At 70.4% G+C, this 24,244-nt stretch carries 23 protein-coding genes and 1 pseudogene; 17 read left to right on the top strand and 7 right to left on the bottom strand.

The genetic code is table 11. From position 1 onward, the window contains the following. Positions 1 to 4 precede the first annotated feature (4 nt). From AB0I66_RS03115 to AB0I66_RS03105, 3 genes are all read left to right on the top strand, one after another. On the top strand, positions 5 to 178 hold the full coding sequence (locus AB0I66_RS03115; RefSeq protein ID WP_363205926.1) for a hypothetical protein: 174 nt from the start codon (positions 5 to 7) through the stop codon (positions 176 to 178). Further along, positions 178 to 882, top strand: a complete 705-nt coding sequence (gene fabG / locus AB0I66_RS03110) for a 3-oxoacyl-ACP reductase FabG (protein ID WP_363205925.1) — start codon at positions 178 to 180, stop codon at positions 880 to 882. The genes AB0I66_RS03115 and fabG overlap by 1 nt, the downstream gene beginning before the upstream one ends. A gap of 126 nt (positions 883 to 1,008) precedes the next feature. Continuing rightward, positions 1,009 to 1,800: an ATP-binding protein gene (locus AB0I66_RS03105; protein WP_363205924.1), complete on the top strand. Its 792-nt coding sequence runs from the start codon at positions 1,009 to 1,011 to the stop codon at positions 1,798 to 1,800. Between the two features lie 48 nt (positions 1,801 to 1,848). On the opposite strand, the gene AB0I66_RS03100 is transcribed toward AB0I66_RS03105, so the two are convergent. After that, complete coding sequence (locus AB0I66_RS03100) at positions 1,849 to 2,865, bottom strand: family 2 encapsulin nanocompartment cargo protein terpene cyclase (RefSeq protein WP_363205923.1); 1,017 nt, start codon at positions 2,863 to 2,865, stop codon at positions 1,849 to 1,851. A gap of 424 nt (positions 2,866 to 3,289) precedes the next feature. On the opposite strand from AB0I66_RS03100, the pseudogene AB0I66_RS03095 reads away from it, so the two are divergent. Together AB0I66_RS03095 and AB0I66_RS03090 are read left to right on the top strand one after the other, a co-directional pair. Then, positions 3,290 to 4,715 (top strand): annotated as a pseudogene (locus tag AB0I66_RS03095) (family 2B encapsulin nanocompartment shell protein). Positions 4,716 to 4,734: 19 nt separating this feature from the next. Beyond that, positions 4,735 to 5,595, top strand: a complete 861-nt coding sequence (locus AB0I66_RS03090) for a geranyl diphosphate 2-C-methyltransferase (RefSeq protein WP_363205922.1) — start codon at positions 4,735 to 4,737, stop codon at positions 5,593 to 5,595. A gap of 28 nt (positions 5,596 to 5,623) precedes the next feature. Here AB0I66_RS03090 and AB0I66_RS03085 read toward each other — a convergent pair whose 3' ends face one another. Together AB0I66_RS03085 and AB0I66_RS03080 are read right to left on the bottom strand one after the other, a co-directional pair. Next, a complete protein-coding gene (locus AB0I66_RS03085) occupies positions 5,624 to 6,265 on the bottom strand; it encodes an NAD(P)H-binding protein (protein ID WP_363205921.1) in 642 nt (213 codons plus the stop codon). A 31-nt stretch (positions 6,266 to 6,296) separates the two neighbouring features. Further along, a complete protein-coding gene (locus AB0I66_RS03080; protein WP_363205920.1) occupies positions 6,297 to 7,511 on the bottom strand; it encodes an MFS transporter in 1,215 nt (404 codons plus the stop codon). An 81-nt stretch (positions 7,512 to 7,592) separates the two neighbouring features. On the opposite strand from AB0I66_RS03080, the gene AB0I66_RS03075 reads away from it, so the two are divergent. From AB0I66_RS03075 to AB0I66_RS03060, 4 genes are all read left to right on the top strand, one after another. Next, positions 7,593 to 8,498, top strand: a complete 906-nt coding sequence (locus AB0I66_RS03075; RefSeq protein ID WP_363205919.1) for a LysR family transcriptional regulator — start codon at positions 7,593 to 7,595, stop codon at positions 8,496 to 8,498. Between the two features lie 103 nt (positions 8,499 to 8,601). Next, positions 8,602 to 9,159 (top strand): PadR family transcriptional regulator, encoded by a 558-nt coding sequence (locus tag AB0I66_RS03070; protein WP_363205918.1) that lies wholly within the window; start codon positions 8,602 to 8,604, stop codon positions 9,157 to 9,159. A 78-nt stretch (positions 9,160 to 9,237) separates the two neighbouring features. Then, positions 9,238 to 10,959: an acyl-CoA dehydrogenase family protein gene (locus AB0I66_RS03065; RefSeq protein WP_363205917.1), complete on the top strand. Its 1,722-nt coding sequence runs from the start codon at positions 9,238 to 9,240 to the stop codon at positions 10,957 to 10,959. A gap of 57 nt (positions 10,960 to 11,016) precedes the next feature. Next, entirely contained in the window at positions 11,017 to 11,853 is an 837-nt protein-coding gene (locus AB0I66_RS03060) for a DUF3592 domain-containing protein (RefSeq protein ID WP_363205916.1), read from the top strand. Positions 11,854 to 11,857: 4 nt separating this feature from the next. Here the strand turns inward: AB0I66_RS03060 and AB0I66_RS03055 are convergent, their stop codons facing one another. Next, positions 11,858 to 12,289, bottom strand: a complete 432-nt coding sequence (locus AB0I66_RS03055; protein WP_363205915.1) for a VOC family protein — start codon at positions 12,287 to 12,289, stop codon at positions 11,858 to 11,860. Positions 12,290 to 12,341: 52 nt separating this feature from the next. After that, positions 12,342 to 12,755: a Fur family transcriptional regulator gene (locus tag AB0I66_RS03050; protein ID WP_363205914.1), complete on the bottom strand. Its 414-nt coding sequence runs from the start codon at positions 12,753 to 12,755 to the stop codon at positions 12,342 to 12,344. 308 nt (positions 12,756 to 13,063) lie between these two features. Between AB0I66_RS03050 and katG the strand changes: the two genes are divergently transcribed. Continuing rightward, positions 13,064 to 15,277, top strand: a complete 2,214-nt coding sequence (gene katG / locus AB0I66_RS03045; protein WP_363205913.1) for a catalase/peroxidase HPI — start codon at positions 13,064 to 13,066, stop codon at positions 15,275 to 15,277. Between the two features lie 54 nt (positions 15,278 to 15,331). On the opposite strand, the gene AB0I66_RS03040 is transcribed toward katG, so the two are convergent. Then, positions 15,332 to 16,675 carry a Gfo/Idh/MocA family oxidoreductase gene (locus AB0I66_RS03040; protein WP_363205912.1) on the bottom strand — a complete coding sequence of 448 codons (1,344 nt, stop codon included), beginning with the start codon at positions 16,673 to 16,675 and terminating at the stop codon, positions 15,332 to 15,334. Between the two features lie 220 nt (positions 16,676 to 16,895). Here AB0I66_RS03040 and AB0I66_RS03035 point away from each other — a divergent pair, with 220 nt between their 5' ends. Genes AB0I66_RS03035 through AB0I66_RS03005 form a run of 7 tightly spaced genes read left to right on the top strand, consistent with a single transcriptional unit; the run spans position 16,896 to position 23,435 of the window. Then, complete coding sequence (locus AB0I66_RS03035) at positions 16,896 to 18,014, top strand: Gfo/Idh/MocA family oxidoreductase (protein ID WP_363205911.1); 1,119 nt, start codon at positions 16,896 to 16,898, stop codon at positions 18,012 to 18,014. Then, complete coding sequence (locus AB0I66_RS03030; protein WP_363205910.1) at positions 18,011 to 18,931, top strand: PmoA family protein; 921 nt, start codon at positions 18,011 to 18,013, stop codon at positions 18,929 to 18,931. Before AB0I66_RS03035 ends, AB0I66_RS03030 begins: the two co-directional genes overlap by 4 nt. Continuing rightward, positions 18,925 to 19,671, top strand: a complete 747-nt coding sequence (locus AB0I66_RS03025) for a cupin (RefSeq protein WP_363205909.1) — start codon at positions 18,925 to 18,927, stop codon at positions 19,669 to 19,671. Before AB0I66_RS03030 ends, AB0I66_RS03025 begins: the two co-directional genes overlap by 7 nt. A 56-nt stretch (positions 19,672 to 19,727) precedes the next feature. Beyond that, a complete protein-coding gene (locus AB0I66_RS03020) occupies positions 19,728 to 21,011 on the top strand; it encodes an ABC transporter substrate-binding protein (RefSeq protein ID WP_363205908.1) in 1,284 nt (427 codons plus the stop codon). Next, positions 21,008 to 21,967, top strand: a complete 960-nt coding sequence (locus tag AB0I66_RS03015) for a sugar ABC transporter permease (protein ID WP_363205907.1) — start codon at positions 21,008 to 21,010, stop codon at positions 21,965 to 21,967. The genes AB0I66_RS03020 and AB0I66_RS03015 overlap by 4 nt, the downstream gene beginning before the upstream one ends. Beyond that, a complete protein-coding gene (locus tag AB0I66_RS03010) occupies positions 21,964 to 22,833 on the top strand; it encodes a carbohydrate ABC transporter permease (protein ID WP_363205906.1) in 870 nt (289 codons plus the stop codon). Before AB0I66_RS03015 ends, AB0I66_RS03010 begins: the two co-directional genes overlap by 4 nt. Continuing rightward, a complete protein-coding gene (locus AB0I66_RS03005; protein ID WP_363205905.1) occupies positions 22,830 to 23,435 on the top strand; it encodes a hypothetical protein in 606 nt (201 codons plus the stop codon). The genes AB0I66_RS03010 and AB0I66_RS03005 overlap by 4 nt, the downstream gene beginning before the upstream one ends. Here AB0I66_RS03005 and AB0I66_RS03000 read toward each other — a convergent pair. Further along, positions 23,432 to 24,166: a class I SAM-dependent methyltransferase gene (locus AB0I66_RS03000; protein WP_363205904.1), complete on the bottom strand. Its 735-nt coding sequence runs from the start codon at positions 24,164 to 24,166 to the stop codon at positions 23,432 to 23,434. The genes AB0I66_RS03005 and AB0I66_RS03000 overlap by 4 nt on opposite strands. Between the last annotated feature and the right edge of the window lie 78 nt (positions 24,167 to 24,244).

Here is a 24,244-nt window from a genome sequence, read left to right as displayed (position 1 = left end):
CCCGATGAGCGAGCACGCGATGGACGAGCACCTCAGCCTGGGGGAGATCGGCCTTCTGATCGTCACGACAGCCACCCGGAATGTGGCACTCACCGGACGGCGTACGGCGGAACTCCGCCGTACGCCGGGCTGGCGGGCCCGTCAGGCGCAAGACGCCACCACCCCGGGGAGCCACTGATGGGACGCTCGGTCATGGTCACCGGCGGCAACCGCGGCATCGGGCTCGCCGTGGCCACCGCCTTGGCGGCCGACGGAGACCGGGTCGCCGTCACCCACCGGGACACCGCACCGCCCGCGGGACTGTTCGGTGTCCGCGCGGAGATGACGGACACCCAGAGCATCGATGCCGCCTTCAAGGAGGCGGAGGCCGCACACGGGCCGGTCGAAGTGCTCGTCGTCAACGCGGGCATCACCCGGGACGCCCTGGTCCTGCGCATGGACGAGCAGGACTTCACGGATGTCGTCGACGTCAACCTGCACGGCGCCTTCCGTACGGTGCGACGTGCCGTGCGCGGCATGGTCCGCGCACGCTGGGGCCGGATCGTGCTGATCTCCTCCATGACCTTCGCGTACGGAGCACCGGGCCAGGTCAACTACGCGGCGGCCAAGGCGGGAATGCTCGGCATGGCCCGCTCCCTGGCCTGGGAACTCGGCCCGCGGAACATCACCGTCAACATCGTCGCGCCAGGTCTGATCGACACGGACATGAGCCGTGAGATCACCGACGACCGCCGCGGACACCTGCTGTCCATCACTCCGCTCGGCCGCGCCGGGGAACCGGCCGACGTCGCCGCCGCCGTGCGCTACCTCACCGGCGAGTCGGGCCGCTTCGTCACCGGAGCGGTCCTGCCGGTCAGCGGAGGCCTGGGCCTGGGCGCCTGACCACAGCCAACCAGGCCTGGGCCTGGGCGCCTGACCACGGCCGACCACATCACCCACACCCGGCACCGGCCGGGCCACCTACTCCCGGCTCCGGCCGGGCCACCCACCACGGGAAGAGAACACACCATGGGGAACACAAGCACCCCCACGCCCCACACCGGTCTGCATCTGGCGATCTCCGGGACGTACTCCAGCGGCAAGAGCACCACGACCGAGACGCTGTCGATGGCCACGGGCATCCCGCGCACGCACGCGATGACGTCACGGGAGATCCTCGTGGACCTCGTCCCGGGCAAGCAGGTCCAGGAGCTCAGCGCGATGGAACTGACGATGCTGGGGTTACGCCGGCTCGAGGAGCGGATCCACCACGAGGCGGGCGAGGGGCCGTTCATCTCGGACGGCTCCGTGATCCACGAGTGGATCTACGGCGAGGCCCGCATGCGGGTCGGCATCAACCCCGGGGCGAACCTGTTCCTGCGGGCCGTGAAGAACATGGCCGGACTCCCGGTCAAGCGGTTCTACCGCCAGTACATGGACGCCTACGGCGCGGTCGCCAAGGCCCGTGCCAAGCGGATCTACGACGCGTATGTGCACCTGCCGGTCGAGTTCGAGATGAAGGCGGACGGCCACCGGCCGGTCTCCGAGAAGTTCCGGCAGATGTCCGACGACCTGCTGATCGAGACCCTGCAGGAGCTGGAGATCCCGTACCACGTGGTGGGCGGCAGTGTCCGCGAACGCGTGGAGCGCATCGTCGAGATCTTCGGGCTGCCCTTGGTGATGCCGCTCGACGAAGCGATCGAACGGGCCGGGGCGAAGGTGCGCGAGGCCACGGAGATCCTGGAACAGGACGCCCGCTTCCACGAGGCCCAGCGAACCAAGTCCCTGCGCCGACGTGCGGCTTACGCGGTGCGCTTCTGACCGTGAGGCGGCTCCGGCCGCCTCACGCGGTGAGCTGAGCCGATCAGGTCAGGGCGAAGTCGCGTACCGCGTGCCGACGTTCCCCGCGTGCCACTCATGGTTGCCGCCCACCCAGTTCGACAGGCCCGCCATGAAGCGGGCGACGAGCGGATCGGTCGCGGAGAGCACGGCGGCCTGTTCCTCGAAGAGGTGGACGAGGTCGTTGTGGACCTCGATCGACTTCTGGAAGGCGTCCTCGATGGAACACTCCTCCTCGGCGGCGATCACGGTCGGCAGGCTGTAGTGGAAGCGTTCGCTCTGCTGCTCCTTGCGCAGCGAGTAGAGGTCGTTGCAGAGGGTCGCGGCGTTCGAGGACAGGGCGACGGCGCGCTGTACGGCGGGCTCGGCGAAGAGGTGGGCGGGCAGCTCGTAGCCGCCGACGGCGTCGGTGATCGTCAGGCACGGGCGGAAGTTGTTGAACTGCCGCTGCACCAGGTACTCCCACACCGCCGGTGTGCGGCGCTGGGTGATGCAGTCGCCCTCGGCGTTGTAGCCGAGGTAGAGGCCGGAGATGTCGTGCCGGTAGCGGTGTGCCTGGGCCGGGGTCGCCAGGGCGCGGAAGTGGTCCATGGCCGAGCGCATCGAGCGCAGGGCGGGGTGGGATTCCACCCCGGACCGCCAATCGGCTTCGTAGCGGGGGGTGTTGTGCGCCGGATCTATCGCGGACTGGGCGACCGCGAGTGCCGCGCCGCGCCGGTCCGCGAGGCCGCCGTACTCCGCTTCGCAGAAGTAGTCGTCCACGGCGTTCTCGCCGACCAGCAGGCGTGCCGCGGCCATGAGGTGGTCGATGCCCGGGGCGTCCGGGTGGCACAGGACCACCGACCGCCCCGGATCGAAGCCGATGAGCGCCTCCCCGTGCTCGGCGCCCGGGTAGAGGCCCACCTCATGCTCGGCCCACTCGACGAGCCGGTGGTTGATCTCGTCGGCGAGCGCGCGGTCGTCCCGTACGGCCGGCGGGCAGTAGAGGCCTTCGATCCGTCGCGAGGAGGACTCGGAGCCCGAGTGGGCCTCCGCGGGCGACTCCACGTCTGCTTCCGTGACTGGCGCGAGGCGCAGGGAGGCGGTCCCGATACCGGACGGGCCCGAGAGGATCCGTGCCGCCTGCCGGGGCGAGGGGTGAATGTCCGCAGGTCCCTCAGTCGTATGCGTTCCGGGAATGGGCGCCTTCATCCGCAACTCCGTCCACGGCAGGCTGCTCGGTCTTCGACGCAGGGATAACACGGCCCTCGGGGCGCAACAAGGCGGTCCGCTCGATTTCCGGCCGTCCTCGGACGCGGAGGCTGTCGCTCCCGCAGCGGGTCACGGGTTGTTTGTGCAGCGTATCCGGGATGCGGGAAATGTGGCGCAAACGCATGGTGTGGGCCTGAGGTCGCTCTCGACCGGCATCCTGGCGCGCTGCTTCACTTGCCGCGCAGCTCCTAGCAACGCAATGCCGTGGGAGGGGACCAGGATGGCGACCGCAGCGTCCGCCGAGCAGTCGGAGCAACCTGAACAGAGCGCAGGGCAGGCGCAGTTGAGCCTGGGCATCGCGGCCGCACGCAATCTGGCGACCACCACCAAGACCGTTCCGCAGATGCAGAACATCAGCTCCCGCTGGCTGCTGCGGACCCTGCCATGGGCGGAGGTGGGCGGCGGCACGTACCGGGTGAACCGGCGCCTGGTGTACGCGGTCGGCGACGGTCGGGTGACCTTCGTCCAGGAGGGCGCAGAGGTCCGCGTCGTCCCCGCGGAACTGGGCGAGCTCCCGCTGTTGCGCGGATACGACGACCCCGAAGTGCTGCGGGCGCTGGCCGAGCGGTTCCAGCAGCGGGAGTTGGCGCCGGGCGAGGTGCTCGCCCAGGAGGGCCGGCCGGCCGACCACGTCTACCTGATCGCGCACGGCAAGGTGGAGAAGACCGGGACCGGCAAGTACGGAGAGGAGACCCGGCTCGATGCTGGCCGACGGCGGGTTCTTCGGCGGGCAGGTGGTCGCGGACGAGCCCGGCGACTGGGAGTTCACGACGCGCGCGGTGACCGCGTGCACCGTCCTCGTGCTGCCCCGGCAGGCGTACGAGGAGGTCGCGGGGCAGAGCGAAGGGCTGCGGACCCATGTGCGGCAGCGTCAGGCCGAGGGGGAGCGGCCGCACAACAGACGCGGCGAGGCCGACATCGCGCTCGCGGCCGGACATGCGGGCGAGCCCGCGCTGCCGGGGACCTTCGTGGACTACGAGCTCGCGCCCCGCGAGTACGAGTTGAGCGTGGCCCAGACGGTCCTGAAGATCCACACCCGGGTAGCCGACCTCTACAACGACCCCATGAACCAGGTCGAACAGCAGCTGCGGCTGACCATCGAGGCGCTGCGCGAGCGTCAGGAGTACGAGCTCGTCAACAACCGGGAGTTCGGGTTGCTGCACAACGCCGACTACGGCCAGCGCATCTCCACCCACTCCGGGCCGCCCACGCCCGACGACTTCGACGAGCTGCTGAGCATGCGGCGCCAGACCAGGGCGTTCTTCGCGCACCCGCGTGCCGTCGCCGCCTTCGGCCGCGAATGCAACAAGCGGGGCATCTACTTCGGTGACACCGAGGTCGGCGGCCACCGGCTGCCCGCTTGGCGTGGGGTGCCGATCTACCCCTTGGGGAAGCTGGAGGTCTCCGCCGAGGGCACCACCTCCATCCTGGCCATGCGGATGGGCGAGGAGGCGGAGGGGGTGGTCGGCCTGCGCCAGACGGGGATACCCGACGAGTACGAGCCGGGTCTGAACGTGCGGTTCATGGGCATCAACGACCAGGCCGTCATCTCCTACCTGGTCAGCGCCTATTACTCGGCGGCCGTACTTGTCCCCGACGCGGTCGGAGTCCTGGAGAACGTCGAGGTCGCCCGGACGCCCGCCTGACACCGAAGGAGCTCTCACGATGACGGTGACTCCGGATGCCTCTGCCCGCGTGGTGCGCACGGCCTACCAGCGGGCGGTCGCGGACTACTGGAACAAGGAGAAGGACCCGGTCAACCTCCGCCTCGGCGACGTCGACGGCCTCTACCACCACCACTACGGCATCGGCGACTGGGATCCGTCGGTCCTCGACGGTCCCGAGGAGACCCGGGACGAGCGCGTCATCGAGGAAATGCACCGTCTGGAGTCGGCGCAGGCGGATGTCCTCCTCGACCACTTGGGGGCCGTCGAGCCAGGCCACCGTCTGCTCGACTCCGGCTGCGGCCGGGGCGGCACCAGCATCATGGCCCATCAGCGCTTCCGCTGCCGGGTCGACGGTGTCTCCATCTCCGAGTCACAGGTCGCCTTCGCCAACGAGCAGGCCCGTAAGCGGGGTGTGGCCGCCAAGGTGGGCTACCACTTCCGCAACATGCTGAACACGGGCCCCCCGGCCGGCGCCTTCCAGGGGATCTGGAACAACGAGTCCACCATGTACGTGGACCTGTTCCCGCTGTTCGCCGAGTACTCCCGGCTGCTGGTCCACGGCGGGCGCTACGTCTGCATCACCGGCTGCTACAACGACGTGACCGGTGGCCGCTCCAAGGCGGTCAGCCGCATCGACGAGCACTACACCTGCAACATCCACTCCCGCGGCGCGTACTTCAAGGCGCTGGCGGCCAACGGCCTGGTCCCCATCAACGTCGTCGACCTCACCGCCGCGACCATCCCCTACTGGGAACTGCGGGCCAAGTCCTCGCTGGCCACCGGCATCGAGGAACCCTTCCTGACCGCGTACCGCGAAGGCAGCTTCCACTACCTCCTCATCGCTGCCGACCGCATCTGACCTGCCCCGCGATCGCCCCGCTCGGGCCTCAGTACGCCGCGGTGAACCGCGCCCGGTGGTGCTTGGGATGCTCGGCCTCGTCGAGGAGGGCCACCGCGAGGTCCTCCATCGAGAGCGCGGAGATGCCCTGGGCGTCGACGATCAATTCGTCGGTGCCCAGGCGGAAGCGGCCGGTGCGCTCGCCCGGTTCGAGGAGGGACGGCGGACTGAGGTAGGCCCAGTCGACGTCATGGGCGGTGGTGCGGCAGGCGTCGAGTTGTTCGTTGCAGGCCAGGGCGATGGGGCGCAGGGACGGCGGGAAATCGGGGGCGTCCACGACCAGGGTGCCGTCGGTGCCGGGGAGGGTGAGACCGGCGGCGCCGCCGACGAGCAGGAGCCGTACGCCGGTGGCGTGCAGCCCGGTGAGCAACGCCCGCGTGACGGCGGCAAGTTCGGGCTCGCGGCCCGGGGCGGGGCGGGTCGCGGTGATCACCAGGTCCTGTGCCGCTGCGAGCACCGCGACGGTGTGGGGTTCGGCGGCGTCGCCGCTGCGGATCCTGGCGGCGCCGGGCAGTGCAGAAGCCCGGGCCGGGTCACGGACCACCGCGGTGACCTCGTGCCCGCGGGCCACGGCCTCGGTGACGACGCGGCGGCCTACGTTGCCCGCGGCCCCGAAGACGGTGATGTTCATGGGTGCTCCTCAACTACGTAGATGCGGATGGTCAATTAGCGGGGCGGTAGCGGTCCCAGGCCCACACCGTCACGGCGCCGGTGGCCAGGGTCGCGCCCAGTGCGCAGGTCCCGGACCAGCCCGCGGCCGCCCAGACGACGGAGGCGAGTGCGGAGCCGGTGGCGCCGCCGAGGAAGAGGCTTGTCGCGAACGCCGAGTTGATGCGGTTGCGGGCCTCGGCGTCGAGCGCGAACAGGATGGTCTGGCTGCTGTTGAGGACCGCCTGCTGGCCGATGTTCAGGGCGACCACACCGACCGCGAGCCAGACCAGGGACCGCTCTCCCGCCAGCAGGGTCAGCCAGCCGGTGAGCAGCAGGGCGGTCGCGACACCGGCCACGTGCTGGGCGTGGCCGCTGTCGCTCAGGCGCGCCGCGAACGACATCGACAAGATGCCCACGGCGCCGACCAGGCCGAAAAGACCGATCGCGGGAGCCGCCCAGCGGAAGGGCTCACCGGACAACAGGAAGGTGAGCGCCGTGAGTTGGACGCTGTAGGAGGCGAAGGACAGGGCGCCGAGGAGGGCGCGCCGGCGCAGCACGCTCTCCTGACGCAACAGGGAGAGCGTCGAGCGGAGCAGGGCCGGGTAGCGCAGGTCGGCGGCGACCGCGAGGTACGGCAGCCTGCGGTGGAGGACGACGGCGGCGCCCGTCATGAGGGCGGCGAGCACCCAGTACACGGTGCGCCAGCCGCCCAGTTCGGACAGTCCGCCCGCGGCGGTGCGGGCCAGCAGGCCGCCGAGCAGCACGCCCGACATGACGGTGGCGACGGCGCGGCCCCGGGTCGCGGCGGTGGCGAGAGCGGCGGCGTGGGCGACGACCACCTGGGCGCCGACGGAGGTGAGGGCGGCGAGGACGGTGCCCGCGAGGAGGACCGGGCCGCTGGGAGCCAGCGCCGAGACGCCGAGGAGGAGCGCGGTGGCCAGGAACAGGGTCACCGCGAGGCGGCGCCGGTCGATGACGTCACCGAGCGGGACGAGCAGCAGGAGACCGAGCGCGTACCCCGCCTGTGATGCGGTGACGACGAGCCCCGCGAGGACGCTGCCGAGGTGGAGGTCGTGGGAGATGAGGTCGAGCAGCGGCTGGGCGATGTAGTTGCCCGCCGCGGACAGGCCGGTGGCGACGGCCATGAGGAGCAGCAGGCCGCGGCCCGGGGCGTCGCGCTCGTCCGGATCTCTCGCGCGATGGTGGTCAAGTCCCGTCTGTGTCATGGCAGTCAGCCTGCGGCCGGTCGCATTGATGAGTCCAACACATCCTTGTCATCCGAACGATCGCGCAGCACGATGGATCGCATGGAGCTGCAGCAGTTGCGCTATGTCGTCGCGGTCGCCGAGACGGGTGGGTTCACCCGGGCCGCCGAGCGGTGTCTGGTGGTGCAGTCCGCGCTGAGTCATCAGATCGGCAAGCTGGAGAAGGAGCTCGGGGCGCGGCTGTTCGAGCGGACGAGCCGGCGGGTGGCACTCACGCCGGCGGGCGAGGCGTTCCTGCCCGCCGCGCGGCAGGCGCTGGAGGCCTCGGAGCGGGCACGGGCCGAGGTGGCCGCGGCGACCGGTGAGATCCGGGGACGCCTGGCCATCGGGGCGATCTCGACGGTGACGGCGGTCGACGTGCCGAGCCTGATGCGGGCCTATCACGCCACGTATCCGCAGGTCACGATGCGGCTGATCGACGGCATGAGCGAGGCTCTGGTGCGCGGGGTGCGGGAGGGAGCGCTGGATCTGGCGTTCCTGGGGGTGCCGCCGTCGTTCCGTACGGACGAGGCCGGTCTGGGCAGTCGGACGCTCGTCATCGACCGCCATGTGGCGGTGGTCGCCCCCGATCACCCGCTGGCTGCCGCGCCGTCCGGTGAACCGCTGCCGCTCGAACGGCTGGCGGACGAGGTGTTCGTGGATTTCCCCGCGGGCATCGCGGCGCGGGCGCAGACCGACGAGGCGTTCCAGGCCGCGGGGCTGCGGCGCGAGGTGGCGTTCGAGGCCAAGGGGCTCGAGTTCTTCGCCGACCTGGTGCGCGGCGGGCTCGGCATCGCGCTGCTGCCCTCCCGCCTGGTGCCGAGGCTGCCCCGCCTTGCGGTGGTGCCGGTCGAGGGCGGTCCGGTCCGTGAGGAGCGGCTGGTGTGGAGCCGGACGCGGACCTCGCCCGCGGCGGCCGCGTTCCTGGAGTCGATCCCGGAGTCAATCCCGGAGGCCCTGCCGGACTGATCGTCGGCCGCCGACGGGCGGAGGTACCGGCACCCGGGTGAGCCGTGTCTCACCAGGGCGGCGCCACTTGTTTATGCAACGAGTTGCATAGCAGGATCGGGGCATGGCGCTAGAGCACGCGATCCTCGTCTCGCTCCTTGAGAAACCGGGCTCCGGCTACGAGCTGGCCCGGCGGTTCGAGCGGTCCATCGGCTACTTCTGGACCGCCACCCACCAGCAGATCTACCGCGTCCTGAAGCGCATGGAGAGCGACGGCTGGATCGACGTCCGGGAAGTCGCACAGCAAGCGCGCCCGGACAAGAAGGAGTACTCCGTCGCCGCCCTCGGGCGGACCGCGCTCTCCCGGTGGCTGCACGAGCCGATCGAACCCGAGAGCGTGCGACACGAGCTCGCCGTGAAGATCCGCGGCGCGGCCTTCGACGATCCGGCCGCACTGATCGACGAGGTCGAGCGGCACCGCCGGGCGCACACCGACCGGCTCGCGCGTTACCTCGCGGGGGAGCTGCGTGACTTCACCGGACCCGACGCGCCCGCCACGCCCGACGCCGGGCAGGAGCTCCAGCATGTCGTGCTGCGCGGAGGCATCGCGTACGAACGCATGACGCTGGCCTGGCTCGACGACGTGCTTGCCACCCTCCACCGGCTCGGCTCCCAAGGCTGATCCGGTCCGACGCGCCACGAACCACCCCTCATTTCTTTGAATCCGCCCAGACCTCCCGAGCCGGAAAGGCGAACACCCATGGCCGACCCGCTGCTGTTCAACCCGCGCACCTACGACCCGAAGCACTTCGACCCCGAGACCCGCAGGCTGCTGCGCGCCACCGTCGACTGGTTCGAGGCCCGTGGCAAGCGCCGGCTGATCCAGGACTACCGCGACCGTGCCTGGCTGGCGGATTTCCTGGAGTTCTCGGCCAAGGAGGGCCTCTTCGCGACCTTCCTCACCCCGGCGTCCGCCGCGGGTGACAAGCCGGACGCGCGCTGGGACACCGCCCGGATCGCCGCCCTGAACGAGATCTTCGGCTTCTACGGGCTCGACTACTGGTACGCGTGGCAGGTCACGATCCTGGGCCTCGGCCCCGTCTGGCAGAGCGAGAACGAGACCGCCCGTGCCCGCGCGGCCGAACTCCTCGGCCAGGGCGAGGTGTTCGCCTTCGGCCTGTCCGAGAAGACCCACGGCGCCGACATCTACTCCACCGACATGCTCCTGGAGCCCGACGGCGACGGCGGCTTCAGGGCCAGCGGGTCCAAGTACTACATCGGCAACGGCAACGCGGCCGGGCTCGTCTCCGTCTTCGGCCGCCGCACCGACGTCGAGGGCCCCGAAGGCTACGTCTTCTTCGCCGCCGACAGCCGCCACGAGTCCTACCACCTGGTCAAGAACGTCGTCGACTCGTCGAAGTACGTGAGTGAGTTCCGCCTGGAGAACTACCCGGTCGCGCCCGCGGACATCCTGCACACCGGCCGCGCCGCCTTCGACGCCGCCCTCAACACCGTCAACGTCGGCAAGTTCAACCTCTGCACCGCCTCGATCGGCATCTGCGAGCACGCGATGTACGAGGCCGTCACCCACGCCACCGGCCGCATCCTCTACGGCCGCCCCGTCACCGCCTTCCCGCACGTGCGCCGCGAGCTGACCGACGCCTACGTCCGCCTCGTCGGGATGAAGCTGTTCAGCGACCGCGCCGTCGACTACTTCCGCTCCGCGGGTCCCGACGACCGCCGCTACCTCCTCTTCAACCCCATGACGAAGATGAAGGTGACCACCGAGGGCGAGAAGGTCATCGACCTCATGTGGGACGTCATCGCGGCCAAGGGCTTCGAGAAGGACAACTACTTCGCGCAGGCGGCCGTCGAGATCCGCGGCCTGCCCAAGCTGGAGGGCACGGTCCACGTCAACCTGGCCCTGATCCTCAAGTTCATGGGCAACCACCTGCTCAACCCCGCCGACTACGAGCCCGTGCCCACCCGCCTTGACGCGGCCGACGACGACTTCCTCTTCCGGCAGGGCCCGGCCCGCGGCCTGGGCGCCATCCGCTTCCACGACTGGCGCACCGCCTACGACGCCTACGCCGAGGTGCCCAACGTCGCCCGCTTCCGCGAACAGGCCGACGCGCTCTGCGAGTTCGTCACCACCGCGGCCCCCGACGAGGAGCAGAGCCGCGACCTCGACCTCCTGCTCGCCGTCGGCCAGCTCTTCGCGCTGGTCGTGCACGGCCAGCTGATCCTGGAGCAGGCGCGCCTGACCGGTCTCGACCAGGACGTGCTCGACGAACTGTTCGCCGTCCTCGTACGCGACTTCTCCGCGCACGCCGTCGAGCTGCACGGCAAGGACTCCGCCACCGAGGCTCAGCAGAACTGGGCCCTCGGCGCGGTACGCCGCCCGGTCGTCGACGACGCGCGCTCGGCACGGGTGTGGGAGCGGGTCGAGGCGCTGGCCGGGGAGTACGAGATGGCTCCCTGACCCCGCCAAGCAGGTGTTTGGGCGGATGGCGAGGCGATCAGGCCTTACCATCCGCCCATGGGGCGGGACATGAGAGTGGTGCTGAAGGGGCGCGGGGGCGCCATGCGGCTGGAGAGCGGAGAGGTGCGTGTGGTGCGGGGGCGCACGACGTGGCGGATACCGCTGCGGGCCGTCGGCGCCGTGGAGAGTGATGGCGCGACCTCGGTGTGGCTGCGGATCAGCGGTGACACCTCGGGGGACGGGTTCCGGGTGAGCAGTGGCAACAGGAACGCGGTGGGCGCGTTCGCCGAGGGGCTGCGGCAGGCCATGCAGGGCATCACGCCGGTTGCGGACGGCACGGCGCTGGTGACGACCGGGCCCACGCCCCGGACACCGCTCTCGCTGAGCACGCGCGCGGCCCGGGTGACCATGGGAGTGTGTGGCTATCTGCTGCTGCTCGTCCTGCTGTTCACGGTGGTGCAGGCACCGGACCAGGTGAAGTGGCTGGCTCCGACCGCGTTCCTGCTGCCCGGCGGCGCCGGACTGCTGGCGCTGGCCTGGAAGGTCTTCCTCCGCGACCCGTGGATCCTGCGGCGCCGTGGCGTGACGGTGCCCGGTGAGATCATCGACTACCGCACGTCGACCAAGCAGCAGGCCATGAACCCGGTCCTGCGCTTCACCACGACCGGGGGCGTGACGGTGACGCACGAGTCGTCGGTCACCGTGCTGATGCGGCGCCGCGATCCGGCCGTGGACGTCACCTACGATCCGGACGATCCCAGCAGGGCCCGCGGGGGCCGCGCGCTCGCCCACATGCTCGCGGGCCTCGTCCTCGGCGCGCTCGGCACGGCCGCGGCCCTGGTGCCCCTGACCGGATTCCTGATCACCGTGCTGGGCGATCTGCTGCAGGGCTGACGGATCAGACGGCGAACACCTGGGAGTCGTCGGCGAAGGCCTTGAACTCCAGGGCGTTGCCGGCCGGGTCGAGCAGGAACATCGTCCGCTGCTCCCCCTTCTCGCCCTCGAAACGTACGTACGGTTCGATGACGAACTCGATGCCTGCCGTGCGAAGGCGCTCGGCCAGCTTCTGGAACTCGGGGACCGGCAGGATCAGTCCGAAGTGCGGCACCGGGACGTCATGGCCGTCGACCGGGTTGTGCACGCGCTGGGCGCCCTTCGGCGCGAGATGCGTGACGAACTGGTGGCCGTGCAGATTCCAGTCCACCCAGGTGTCCGCGCTGCGGCCCTCCTCCAGGCCGAGCACCTCGCCGTAGAAGAGACGCGCCGCGGCGAGGTCGTCGACCGGCATGGCCAGGTGGAACCGGGGGATGGTGGTGTGGGGATCGGTCATGGCGCTGCCTCCTGTGACGGGAGTGTGGGCGGACCTTGGGACGAATCCCCGGTCAGCCGCGGGCGCAGTCCGGGCACATTCCCCGGTACGTCACCTCGGCCGCGGACACGGTGAAGCCGTACCGCTCGGAGGCCGGCAGGGCGGCCAGCGGGTCGCCGCCGGGGTGGACGTCGCGGATGGCGCCGCAGCCCGAGCACACCAAGTGCTGGTGGGGCTGGTGGGCGTTGGGGTCGTACCGCTTCGCGCGGCCGGTGGACACCTCGATGACCTCGCCGAGGCTGACCAGCTCGCCGAGGGTGTTGTAGACCGTGGCACGGGAGATCTCCGGCAGTCGGTCCGTGGCGCGCGCGAGGACCTCGTCCGCGGTCAGGTGGACGTGTTCACCGTCGAGTACCTCGGCCACCACCCGACGCTGCGCGGTCATCCGCCAGCCACGTCCGCGAAGCCGTCCCAGAAGATCGCTCATGCTTACCAGCCTAACTGTGCTGTGTCTGACGACTGAATTCGTACGGACCCGTCTGTCGTATTGACTTGGACTTGGTCCATCGTAGGATCAGTTCCGGCCGACGGCCAAGGGACAGGGCAACAGCAGGGAACAGCACGTGACTTCAGGAAGCGGGTCCGCTCGGCCCGGCATCCGGTACCCCGCTCGCGGAATCTCAACCCGGCGGGCCCTTTCGGCCGCCGAGGCCCATGTCACCTCTGGGCGCCCCCAACTGTTCCGCCGTTCGCAGTTCCAGAGCACCGTGATCCGCCCCGTCCGGAAGGATTCCCATGACTGAGAACCATGACGCGATCGTCACCGACCCGAAGCCGGAAGAGACCGGCGGTTGCCCGGTCGCGCACGGTCGCGCGCCGCACCCGACCCAGGGCGGTGGAAACCGCCAGTGGTGGCCGGAGCGGCTCAACCTGAAGATCCTCGCGAAGAACCCCGCGGTGGCCAACCCGCTGGGTGAGGAGTTCGACTACGCCGAGGCGTTCAAGAGCCTCGACCTGCCGGCCGTGAAACGCGACATCGCCGAGGTCCTCACCACCTCGCAGGACTGGTGGCCCGCGGACTTCGGCAACTACGGCCCGCTGATGATCCGCATGGCCTGGCACAGCGCCGGCACCTACCGCATCAGCGACGGCCGCGGCGGCGCGGGCGCCGGGCAGCAGCGCTTCGCCCCGCTCAACAGCTGGCCGGACAACGTCAGCCTCGACAAGGCCCGCCGGCTCCTTTGGCCGGTGAAGAAAAAGTACGGCCAGAACCTCTCCTGGGCCGACCTCATGGTCCTCACCGGCAACGTGGCCCTGGAGACGATGGGCCTCAAGACCTTCGGCTTCGCCGGTGGCCGCGCCGACGTCTGGGAGCCCGACGAGGACGTGTACTGGGGCCCCGAGACCACCTGGCTCGACGACGAGCGCTACACCGGCGACCGCGAGCTGGAGAACCCGCTCGGCGCGGTCCAGATGGGTCTCATCTACGTCAACCCCGAGGGCCCCAACGGCAACCCGGACCCGGTCGCCGCGGCCCGCGACATCCGTGAGACGTTCCGCCGCATGGCGATGAACGACGAGGAGACCGTCGCGCTCATCGCGGGCGGCCACACCTTCGGCAAGACCCACGGCGCGGGACCGAGCGAGGCCGTCGGCGACGACCCCGAGGCCGCGTCCATGGAGCAGCAGGGCTTCGGCTGGAAGAACTCCCACGGCACCGGCGTGGGCAAGGACGCGACCACCAGCGGCCTCGAGGTCATCTGGACGACCACGCCCACGAAGTGGGGCCACGACTTCTTCAAGCACCTCTTCGAGTACGACTACGAGCTCACCCAGAGCCCGGCGGGTGCCCACCAGTGGGTGGCGACGAACGCCGAGTCGATCATCCCCGACGCCTTCGACGAGTCGAAGAAGCACCGCCCGCAGATGCTCACCACCGACCTGTCGCTGCGCTTCGACCCGGTCTACGAGCAGATCTCGCGGCGTTTCTACGAGAACCCGGACCAGTTCGCGGACGCGTTCGCCCGTGCCTGGTACAAGCTGACGCACCGTGACATGGGCCCGGTCGTGCGCTACCTCGGCCCGGAGGTGCCCGAAGAGGTGCTGCTGTGGCAGGACCCGCTGCCGGCGGCCGAGGGCGAGCCGGTCGACGCCTCGGACATCGCGTCGCTCAAGGAGAAGATCCTCGCCTCGGATCTCACCACCGAGCAGCTTGTCTCCGCGGCCTGGGCCGCGGCGTCCTCCTTCCGGGGCAGCGACAAGCGCGGTGGCGCCAACGGCGGTCGTATCCGTCTGGAGCCGCAGCGCAGCTGGGAGGTGAACAACCCGGACAGCCTCGCGCAGGTGCTGCGTACGCTCGAGAGCATCCAGTCGTCCTTCAACTCCGGTGGCAAGAAGGTCTCGCTGGCCGACCTGGTCGTTCTCGGCGGCTCCGTGGCGGTCGAGAAGGCGGCCAAGGACGCGGGTGTCCAGGTCGAGGTGCCGTTCACGCCGGGCCGTGTCGACGCCGCGCAGGAGCAGACGGACGTCGAGTCGTTCGCCGCGCTGGAGCCGACCCACGACGGCTTCCGCAACTTCGTCGGCAAGGGCAACCGCCTGCCGGCCGAGTTCCTGCTGCTCGACAAGGCGAACCTGCTGACCCTGAGCGCGCCCGAGCTGACGGTCCTCGTCGGCGGTCTGCGCGTCCTCGGCGCCAACCACGCCGGTTCGAAGCACGGCGTGTTCACGGACAAGCCGGGCACCCTGTCGAACGACTTCTTCGTCAACCTGCTCGACATGGGCACGACCTGGAAGTCGACGTCCGAGGCGCAGGACGCGTTCGAGGGCCGTGACGCCGGCGGCGCGGTCAAGTGGACCGGCACCCGCGCCGACCTCGTCTTCGGCTCGAACTCCGAGCTGCGTGCGCTCGCCGAGGTCTACGCGAGCGACGACGCCAAGGAGAAGTTCGTGAAGGACTTCGTCGCGGCGTGGAGCAAGGTCATGGACCTCGACCGGTTCGATCTGGTCTGAGTTCTCTGACGGTGGCGTACGGGCCGGTCCTCGCGGACCGGCCCGTACGCCGTCTCAGCTCTCCATGATGTTCCGGGCGTCGACCGGAAGCCCCGTGACGAAGGACTGGTTCGCGGCCAGGCCCGTGGCCAGCGAGCGGGCTCCGTCGACGGCGTCCGCCGCGCGGCCCAGGGGGTCCGCATCACCGTCCAGCTGCTCGCCGAAGAGATCGGCCAGCATGCGCACGTCGCCGCCGCCGTGCCCGCCCTCGCCCGTGGGCACCCGCACCTCCCGGGGCTCCTCCCAGAAGCGGCGCAGCAGGAGTTGCGTACGCCCTGCCTCGTCCCCGACCGCCGTTCCGTGCAGCACAGGGCTCGCGCCCTCCGTCCGTACGTCGGGGCGCGTCCAGGTCGACTCCTCCACGAGGAGTTCGACGCGTCCCTCGCTGCCGTTGAACGCGATCCGGTAGCCCTCCCAGGGCGCGTACGCGGTCAGGTGGTACGTGAGGGTCGCGCCGGAGGAGTAGCGCACCAGGACCGCCATGTCGTCCTCGATGCTCACCCCGGGTCCGAACACGTTCTGGTCGCGGTGGTAGCCGTCCTCGCCCTCCGCGTCGAGGTACAGGGCGCTGAGCACGGACGAGTCGGCCAGACGGACGGCGAAGGGGTCACTGTCTGCTGCGGGGGAGCCGTGGGCGCGGGTGTAGTCGCGGGCCAGGCCGCGCCGCTTGCCCGCCTCGGCGCCGTAGAAGAAGAGCCCGCCCTGCGCGTAGACGGTCTCGGGCCGAGCGCCCAGCCACCAGTTGACCAGGTCGAAGTGGTGGGTGGCCTTGTGCACCATCAGGCCGCCCGAGTTCGCCTTGTCGCGGTGCCAGCGGCGGAAGTAGTCCGCGCCGTGCCGCAGGTCGAGCAGCCACTCGAAGTGCACCGACCCGATCTCGCCGATCGCACCGCCCGCCAACAGCTCGCGTACGGCCGAATGCACCGGGTTGTAGCGGTAGTTGAAGGCGACCCGGACCCTGCGGCCCGTGCGGAGCTGTGCGTCGAGGATGCGTCGGGCGCTCTCGGCGGTCGTGGTCATCGGCTTCTCGGTGACCACGTCGCAGCCCGCTTCGAGGGCTCGCACGATGTAGTGGTCGTGGAGGCGGTCGACGGTGCAGACCACGACCAGGTCGACGCGCTCACGGCGCAGCATTTTCTCGAAGTCGTCCGCCGAGTATGTCGGTACGGGCGGGCGACCGGGGTGGGCGGCTGCGATCCAGGCGTTGTGAACGGCCATGCGGTGCGCGTTGACATCGCAGAAACCGGCCAGTTCGATCCGGTCCGCGTAGGGGCCGGCGAGCGCCTCGGTGAAGAGCTGGGCGCGGGCGCCGAGTCCCACCACGGCGCAGCGGCGACGGCGCGCGGCGTCGATGGGCATGCGTGACTCCCTTCGAGGGGCTGAGATGTGGGGGGTCCGGTGGGGGCGTCGTGAGGAGGCGGTGAACGCGCGGCGACGGCCGCGAGCTGCCGCGCCGGACAGGTGCGTCCACATATTGAGTCGTTTCAGTTTTCGGCTCCGAGGTCTTGTCCTGACATTCACGCGGTGCCTAGGGTCGGTCCCGGTGCAAGCGCTTTCTAAGCTCGTTCGAGGAGACCGTATGTCCTCCACCCCCACGCGTCCACGGGCCGCCGTCGTCGGCACCGGCGGCATCGTCACCGGAAGTCATCTGCCCGCCCTGCAAGCCCACTCCGACCGGATCGAGCTCAGAGCCGCCGTCGACGTGGACCCGGCACGGCTCGCCGCGTTCCGCGCGGAGGCCGCGGCGCTGGACATGGACGTCGAGGGCTACACGGACTTCGACGCGATGCTGGACGCGGTCCGCCCCGACCTGGTCCTGATCGGCACCCCGCCGTCACTGCACCGTGCGCAGACCGTGGCCGCGCTGAAGGCGGGCGCGTGGGTGCTGTGCGAGAAGCCGCTGTGCCTCTCCCTTGCCGAGTACGACGAGATCGCCGCCGCCGAGGAGGCATCGGGGGCGTACGCCTCGGTGGTCTTCCAGCACCGCTACGGCTCGGGGGCCGTCCACGCCCGCGAGCTCATCGCGAGCGGTGAGCTCGGCACGCCCCGGGTCGCGCACTGCCAGACCACCTGGCACCGCGACAGCGCCTACTACGCGGTGCCGTGGCGCGGCCGTTGGGAGAGCGAGGGAGGCGGCCCCACGATGGGACACGGCATCCATCAGTTCGACCTGCTCCTGCACCTGCTCGGCGACTGGACCGAGGTGCGTGCCATGGCGGCCCGCCTCGTGCACGACACCGAGAGCGAGGACGTGTCGACCGCCCTGGTGCGGTTCGAGAACGGCGCGCTCGCCACCGTCGTCAACAGCGTCCTGTCCCCGGACGAGGTCAGCCGTATCCGCGTCGACTGCGCCGACGCGACGGTCGAACTCACCCATCTCTACGGGCACTCCAACGACGACTGGGTCTACACGCCGGCCCCGCACGTGGACGCCGGACGCGCCGACGCCTGGCGCACCCCCGCCGCCGACGTGCCCAGCTCGCACGCCGCCCAGCTCGGCGCGCTCCTCGACGCCTACGAACAGGGCGTACGGCCACCGGGCAGTGGGGCGGACGCCCGGCGCACCCTCGAATTCGCCGCCGCGCTCTACAAGTCCGCGTTCACCGGACGGCCGGTGCTCGCGGGCGAGATCGCCTCCGGCGACCCGTACTACCCGGCCATGCACGGCAGCCACCCCGACTGGAGCCCCACGCGATGACGATTCAGGTCACCCACACGCACGGCGAGCGCATCACGGTCACCTCCGGCGGTATCGAGCTGCTCAGCTACGTCTACGCACCGGACCCGGACGCCTTCGAGGCCCGCAAGCCCTACATCCACCCCCTGCGCACCCTGGCCGGACACCAGGTCTCCGGGTACCGCCCGAACGACCACCGCTGGCACAAGGGTCTCCAGATGACCGCGAGCCATCTGTCGGGGCAGAACTTCTGGGGCGGCAACAGCTATGTCCACGGCGAGGGCTATCTGCGCCTGCCGGAGCGCGTCGGGTCGATGCGCCACGACGGCTTCTCCGCCCTCGACGTCGAGGAGGACCGCCTCCACCTCACCGAGGAGCTCACCTGGATCGAGAACGGCGGCCAGGAATGGGCCAGGGAGGAGCGCGACATCACCGTCCACTCCGTCGACGAGGACGCGGGGTCCTGGGCCGTCGACTGGTCGATCCGCCTGACCAACATCCGTGACGAACCCCTGCGCTTCGGCTCGCCGACCACCGCGGGCCGCGACATGGCCGGATACACGGGCCTCCAGTGGCGGGGTCCGCGCGACTTCACCGGCGGCACCGCCTTCGGCCCCGACGACGAGAAGGACGCGGCCGGTCTCATGGGCACCCAAGGGCCTTGGCTCGCCTTCACCGCCGAGCACGACGACGTCGACGCGCACTCCACGCTCGTCTTCGCGCACGCTCCCGAGAACCTCGACGGCAGCGCGATCAACGCATCGCACTGGTTCGTACGCTCCGAACCCATCCCCACCGTCGCCTTCTCCTGGGCGTTCTTCGACGAGTTCGCGCTGGCACCCGGCGCGTCCTTCACCTACCGCTACCGCGTCGTGGTCGCCGACGGAGCCTGGGACCGCGACCGCGTCGCCACGCACCTGAAGGGACTGACATGGTGAGCCTGCCGCACCCCCTGCCCGGAGCCGTCGGCCTCTCCCATCTGAGCGCCTACGACTGGGAGGCCGCCGACGGCGTCTGCGGCGGCAGCCCGCATCTGCATCTGGTCTGCACGGAGGCGTACGTCGTCACCGGCGGCCGCGGCGCCGTCCAGACCCTCAGCCCCGCGGGCTACCGGGAGGTCCCCCTGGAGGCGGGATCCGTCGCGTGGTTCACGCCCGGAACCGTGCACCGCATGGTGCAGGGCGGCGATCTGCGGATCACGGTCCTGATGCAGAACAGCGGCCTGCCCGAGGCCGGGGACGCCGTCTTCACCTTCCCGCCCGACGTGCTCGCCGACCCGGAGCGGTACGCCGCCGCGGCACGGCTCCACGCGAAGACCGGACCGGAGGCGGAAGCCGCCGCCCGCAAACGCCGTGACCTGGCCGTCGAGGGGTACCTGCCGCTGCGCGACGCGCTCGAAGCCGGGGACAACGGCCCCTACCTGGAGTTCCAGCAGACCGCGGCCCGGCTCGTGCGGGACAAGGTCTCCACCTGGCGCGAGCTGTGGCGGGCCGGTGCGCTTGCCACCGCCGAACGCACGGGCGCCCAGCTCGACGCCCTCGCATCCGGCAGCCCCGACTACCTCGCCGGCTCGAACTCGTATGACAGCCGTCCTTCGCGCATCGGCGGCTACGGCATGTGCGGGCGCCGGGACGAGTACGAGCTGCCGGGGACCACGCTGCCGTACCACGGCGAGTAGCCGCCCTCAGCCGAAGAAGCACGCGTCGACAACCCGAGAGGAGAGGTGTCATCGGCATGCCCGGAAACAGGACAAAGTGGTCCTGCGCGACGGTCGCGGCGCTCACGCTCAGCGCGCTGCTCACCGGCTGCGGCGGCTCGGACGAAGCGAGCGGCGGCGGCAGGACCGTTCTGCGCTACACCTGGTGGGGCAACCCCGACCGGGCGGCCCGCACCCAGGAAGCCGTCGCGCTGTTCGAGAAGGAGCACCCCGGGATCACGGTGCAGACCTCCTTCGCCGGCTACGAGGCGTACAAGCAGAAGCTCGCCACCCAGGCCGCGGGCGGCGACGCCCCCGACGTGATGCAGCTCGACTACCGGCAGATCGACCAGTACGCGACCGGCGGCATCCTGCTCGACCTCGGCCGGCAGAAGAAGGCCCTGCGCACCGACGAGATCGACCAAGGTCTCCTGGCCACCGGGGTCGTGGACGGTGCCCAGTACGCCATCCCGCAGGGCCGCGGCACCGAGACCGTCGTGTACGACGCCAAGCAGTGGAAGGCGGCCGGGGTGGCCCTCCCGCGCAAGGGCTGGACCTGGGGCGAATGGGCCGACGCCATGCGGGAGTTGGCGAAGAGGACCGGCAAGCCGGGCTCCGTCGACCCCGGCCAGAGCGAGGACTGCTTCGAGGTGTGGCTGCGCGGCCAGGGCAAGACCCTCTACACGAAGGACCGCGGGCTCGGCTTCACGGCCGACGATCTGACCCGCTGGTGGACCTTCGCCGACAAACTGCGGCGCGAGGGCGCGGTGTCGCCCGCCCAGCAGACCACCCAGCTCGACGGGACGGTGGAGAACCAGCCGCTGGCCCGCGGCAAGGCGATCTCCGACTTCAACTGGGACGCGCCCGCCAGCGGTTACACGCCCATCGTCGGTGAGGGGCTGACGCTGGCCCCGATGCCGTCGGGCGGCGACGGCACACCCGGCCAGTACTTCAAGCCCTCGATGTTCATGGGCGCGGCGGCCACCACCGAACACCCCCGTGAAGCCGCCGAGTTCATCGACTTCATGATCAACGACGAGAAGGCGGCGGACATCCTGGGCGCCTCCCGCGGCATCCCGGTCAACGAGCCGATCCGCGAGGACATCGGCCCCGAGCTCAAGGACTTCGACAAGACCGTCGCCGACTACCAGGACTCCGTTGACGGCAGCCTCAAGGCTCCGCCCAAGGCGCCGCCCTCGGGCGACACCTCCCTGCAGACCACCTTCGGGCGTGACTACGACCAGGTCTCCTTCGAGCAGATGTCACCCCGCGAGGCCGCGGAGGACTTCATCACCGAGGCGAAGGCGGAGCTGAGGTCATGACCACCACCGACATACCCGCCAAGGCCGCCCGCGCGAAGAGTCCGGAGCCCGCGGCCAAGCAGCGCAAGAAGCGTGAACGCGAGGGCGCCGCCTGGGTGTTCCTCTCGCCCTGGGTGCTCGGCGCGGCCGTCCTGACCCTGCTGCCGATGGCCGTCTCGCTCTACCTCTCCTTCACCGACTACGACCTGTTCAACGCCCCGCGCTGGGTGGGCCTGCGCAACTACGTCCAGATGTTCACCGAGGACCCGCGCTACTGGCGCTCGGTCGGCGCGACCCTGATGTACGTCGTGATCGCCGTACCGCTGCAACTGGCGCTCGCCCTGGCCGTGGCACTCGCCCTGAAGTCGATGAAGCGCGGCAAGGCCTTCTACCGTTCGGCCTTCTACGCCCCCTCGCTGCTCGGCGCCTCCATGTCGATCGCCCTGGTGTGGCGGGCGGTCTTCAACGACGGCGGCACCGTCGACAACCTCTTGTCGGACATCGGCATCCACACCGGCGGCTGGGTCAACAGGCCCGGCTGGGCGCTGTTCGCCGTGGCGCTCCTGACCGTCTGGCAGTTCGGCGCCCCCATGGTGATCTTCCTGGCGGGGCTCCAGCAGATCCCCGCCGAGCTCTACGAAGCCGCTGCGGTGGACGGGGCGAGCCGCAAGCGGCAGTTCATCTCCATCACGCTGCCGATGCTCTCCCCGGTGCTCTTCTTCAACCTGGTCCTCCAGACCATCCAGGCCTTCCAGGTCTTCACCCCCGCCTTCGCGGTCAGCGGCGGCAAGGGCGGCCCCGCCGACTCGACCCTCTTCTACACGCTCTATCTCTACGACCGCGGCTTCGTCGCCTCGCACATGGGCTACGCCTCCGCCATGGCCTGGGTCCTGCTGATCGCCATCGGAGTGGTCACCGCGGTGCTCTTCCGCACCTCGCGCTCCTGGGTCTTCTACGCGAACGAGGGGGAGCGATGACCACCACCACTGCCACCACCACGGGCCGACGGTCTTTCCCCTGGCGCCGCGTCGCCCTGCACACCGGATGCCTGGCCGCGCTCCTGGTGATGCTCTATCCGCTGGCCTGGCTCCTGGCCACATCGCTCAAGCCCGCCGACGAGGTGATCGCGAGCCTGAACCTGCTGCCGAGCAAGCTGGAGTGGTCGAACTACTCGACCGCCCTCGACGGCGTGGACGACGTGTCCGTCGGGCGGCTGCTCTCCAATTCTCTGCTGATCGCGGGCGGCGCGGTCCTGGGCAATGTCATCAGCTGCTCCCTGGCGGCCTATGCCTTCGCCCGGCTGCGTTTCCGCTTCCGGGGCCCGCTCTTCGCCTTCATGATCGCGACGATCATGCTGCCGCACCACGCCGTCCTGATCCCGCAGTACATCATCTTCAACCAGCTCGGCATGGTGAACACCTACTGGCCGCTGATCCTGCCGAAGTTCCTCGCGACCGAGGCCTTCTTCGTCTTCCTCATCGTGCAGTTCATGCGCGGCCTGCCACGCGAGCTGGAGGAAGCCGCCAGGATTGACGGCTGCGGGCCGTTCCGCAGCTTCTTCCTGGTCGTCCTGCCGCTCACCAGGCCCGCGCTGATCACCACCGCGATCTTCACCTTCATCTGGACCTGGAACGACTTCTTCACCCAGCTGATCTATCTCTTCTCGCCGGAGAAGTTCACCCTGACCCTGGCACTGCGGTCGTTCGTGGACGCCTCCAGCCAGTCGGCGTTCGGCCCGATGTTCGCCATGTCGGTGATCGCGCTCCTGCCGATCGTGCTGTTCTTCCTGGCCTTCCAGCGCTTCCTGGTCGAGGGCATGGCCAACTCCGGGGTGAAGGGATGAGCGCGCGGGCCCGCGAGACGGGCGAGATCTTCGGGCCGCGCATGACCCTGTTCGCGGACGTCCTGGCACTCGGCGTGGTCACGGCGCTCGCCTGTCTGCCCCTGATCACCGCTCCTGCGGCGATCTCCTCGGCCTGCGCGATCGTGCGCGGGACGGGGGACGGTCAACCGGTCACAGCCCGGCGGTACTTGACGCTCCTGCGTGAACGCTTCCGTGCCGGTGACCTCGCCGCCGGCGCGGTCGCCCTCGCCGGAGTGGTGCTGTTCGCGGCGGACTTGGCCCTTGCCGGGGCAGGTCTTCCGGGGGCCCGCGTCTTCGCCGTGACGGCGGCGGCGATCGGGGCGTGGGCCGTGATCGTGGGCCTGCGCGCCTGCGCCCGCCCCGCGTCCCTCACCGACTGGCGCACCGCGCTGCGCGAAGCCGCCGGGGACGCGGCGCGGGACGTGGGCGGCAGCGCCCTGACCCTGCTCGCCCTCGCGGCGGCCACGCTGTGCGCGTGGATGATGCTGCCGCTCGCGTTTCTGGTCCCGGGACCGCTGGCTCTGGCCCTCACCGCCATCGACGTACGCACCGTACGAACGACTCCCTCGCCGACGCGCTAGCGGGACTCCTGGCGGCGGGCGACGAAGACGAACTCCCTGCCGGGGCGGTCGGGGGCGTCGCGGATCTCGTCCACCGCGTAGCCGTGTGCGGTGAGGGAGGCGGTCACCTCGTCGCGGTCGCGGAAGCGCAGGGTGGAGTCAGAGGTGAGGGTCTCGCCGCTCGCGGTGAGGACGTAGGTGTGGCGGAAGCTCACCAGCGGCAGGCTGACGTCGGTGACGTCCACCCACGTCTCGACGTCGCCGACGCCGTCGACGGTGACCGTGCGCAGGGTCGCGGCGCGGTTCCACTCCTCCCATGCTCGCCGGGCCGGGTCGCGGGTCTCGAAGACGAGGACGCCGTCCGGGCGCAGGGCGGCGTGAATGCCGCTCAGTGTGCCTTCCCACGTCTCCGGGCTCACGATCGCCTGTGCGACGTTGGCCGTCATGGTGGCCAGGTCCACCCGCAGCTCCGGGAGCGCCGTCGCGTCGCCGTGGAGCCAGTGCACGCGCTCGCTTCCGGGCTTGGAGCGTGCGACGTCGAGGGAAGCCGCGGCCGGCTCGACGCCGGTCACCCGCAGTCCGCGGTCGGCCAGGAGCAGCGCGAACGTACCCGTGCCGCAGCCCACGTCCAGGATCTGACGTGCCTTCAGTTCTGTCGCGAGGTCGGCGTACACCTCCAGGTCGCCGCGGTCCGCTTCGAGCGGGTCGTAGAGCGCCGCCAGCCTTGGGTTCTCGTACGCCTCGTCTGTCACGCACGGGAGGCTAGCAACGGGAGCGCCGGTGGGGCACTTGTTATTCGTGCCCCACCGGCGCCGCCGTCGATGTCGTCG

This window comes from Streptomyces sp. NPDC050439 (assembly GCF_040655335.1).
Taxonomy (GTDB): domain Bacteria; phylum Actinomycetota; class Actinomycetes; order Streptomycetales; family Streptomycetaceae; genus Streptomyces.
Note: the sequence above shows the minus strand (reverse complement) of the source record. Positions and strands in the feature narration are given on the sequence as shown.

Excerpts from the sequence above, each read along its gene's own strand:
- AB0I66_RS03085 (WP_363205921.1), bottom strand. The coding sequence starts at position 6,265 with ATGAACATCACCGTCTTCGGGGCCGCGGGCAACGTAGGCCGCCGCGTC.
- katG (WP_363205913.1), top strand. The coding sequence starts at position 13,064 with ATGACTGAGAACCATGACGCGATCGTCACCGACCCGAAGCCGGAAGAG.
- AB0I66_RS03065 (WP_363205917.1), top strand. The coding sequence starts at position 9,238 with ATGGCCGACCCGCTGCTGTTCAACCCGCGCACCTACGACCCGAAGCAC.
- AB0I66_RS03070 (WP_363205918.1), top strand. The coding sequence starts at position 8,602 with ATGGCGCTAGAGCACGCGATCCTCGTCTCGCTCCTTGAGAAACCGGGC.
- AB0I66_RS03030 (WP_363205910.1), top strand. The coding sequence starts at position 18,011 with ATGACGATTCAGGTCACCCACACGCACGGCGAGCGCATCACGGTCACC.
- AB0I66_RS03035 (WP_363205911.1), top strand. The coding sequence starts at position 16,896 with ATGTCCTCCACCCCCACGCGTCCACGGGCCGCCGTCGTCGGCACCGGC.
- AB0I66_RS03075 (WP_363205919.1), top strand. The coding sequence starts at position 7,593 with ATGGAGCTGCAGCAGTTGCGCTATGTCGTCGCGGTCGCCGAGACGGGT.
- AB0I66_RS03020 (WP_363205908.1), top strand. The coding sequence starts at position 19,728 with ATGCCCGGAAACAGGACAAAGTGGTCCTGCGCGACGGTCGCGGCGCTC.
- AB0I66_RS03040 (WP_363205912.1), bottom strand. The coding sequence starts at position 16,675 with ATGCCCATCGACGCCGCGCGCCGTCGCCGCTGCGCCGTGGTGGGACTC.
- AB0I66_RS03090 (WP_363205922.1), top strand. The coding sequence starts at position 4,735 with ATGACGGTGACTCCGGATGCCTCTGCCCGCGTGGTGCGCACGGCCTAC.
- AB0I66_RS03115 (WP_363205926.1), top strand. The coding sequence starts at position 5 with ATGAGCGAGCACGCGATGGACGAGCACCTCAGCCTGGGGGAGATCGGC.
- fabG (WP_363205925.1), top strand. The coding sequence starts at position 178 with ATGGGACGCTCGGTCATGGTCACCGGCGGCAACCGCGGCATCGGGCTC.
- AB0I66_RS03105 (WP_363205924.1), top strand. The coding sequence starts at position 1,009 with ATGGGGAACACAAGCACCCCCACGCCCCACACCGGTCTGCATCTGGCG.
- AB0I66_RS03060 (WP_363205916.1), top strand. The coding sequence starts at position 11,017 with ATGGGGCGGGACATGAGAGTGGTGCTGAAGGGGCGCGGGGGCGCCATG.
- AB0I66_RS03015 (WP_363205907.1), top strand. The coding sequence starts at position 21,008 with ATGACCACCACCGACATACCCGCCAAGGCCGCCCGCGCGAAGAGTCCG.
- AB0I66_RS03005 (WP_363205905.1), top strand. The coding sequence starts at position 22,830 with ATGAGCGCGCGGGCCCGCGAGACGGGCGAGATCTTCGGGCCGCGCATG.
- AB0I66_RS03050 (WP_363205914.1), bottom strand. The coding sequence starts at position 12,755 with ATGAGCGATCTTCTGGGACGGCTTCGCGGACGTGGCTGGCGGATGACC.
- AB0I66_RS03080 (WP_363205920.1), bottom strand. The coding sequence starts at position 7,511 with ATGACACAGACGGGACTTGACCACCATCGCGCGAGAGATCCGGACGAG.
- AB0I66_RS03010 (WP_363205906.1), top strand. The coding sequence starts at position 21,964 with ATGACCACCACCACTGCCACCACCACGGGCCGACGGTCTTTCCCCTGG.
- AB0I66_RS03055 (WP_363205915.1), bottom strand. The coding sequence starts at position 12,289 with ATGACCGATCCCCACACCACCATCCCCCGGTTCCACCTGGCCATGCCG.
- AB0I66_RS03025 (WP_363205909.1), top strand. The coding sequence starts at position 18,925 with ATGGTGAGCCTGCCGCACCCCCTGCCCGGAGCCGTCGGCCTCTCCCAT.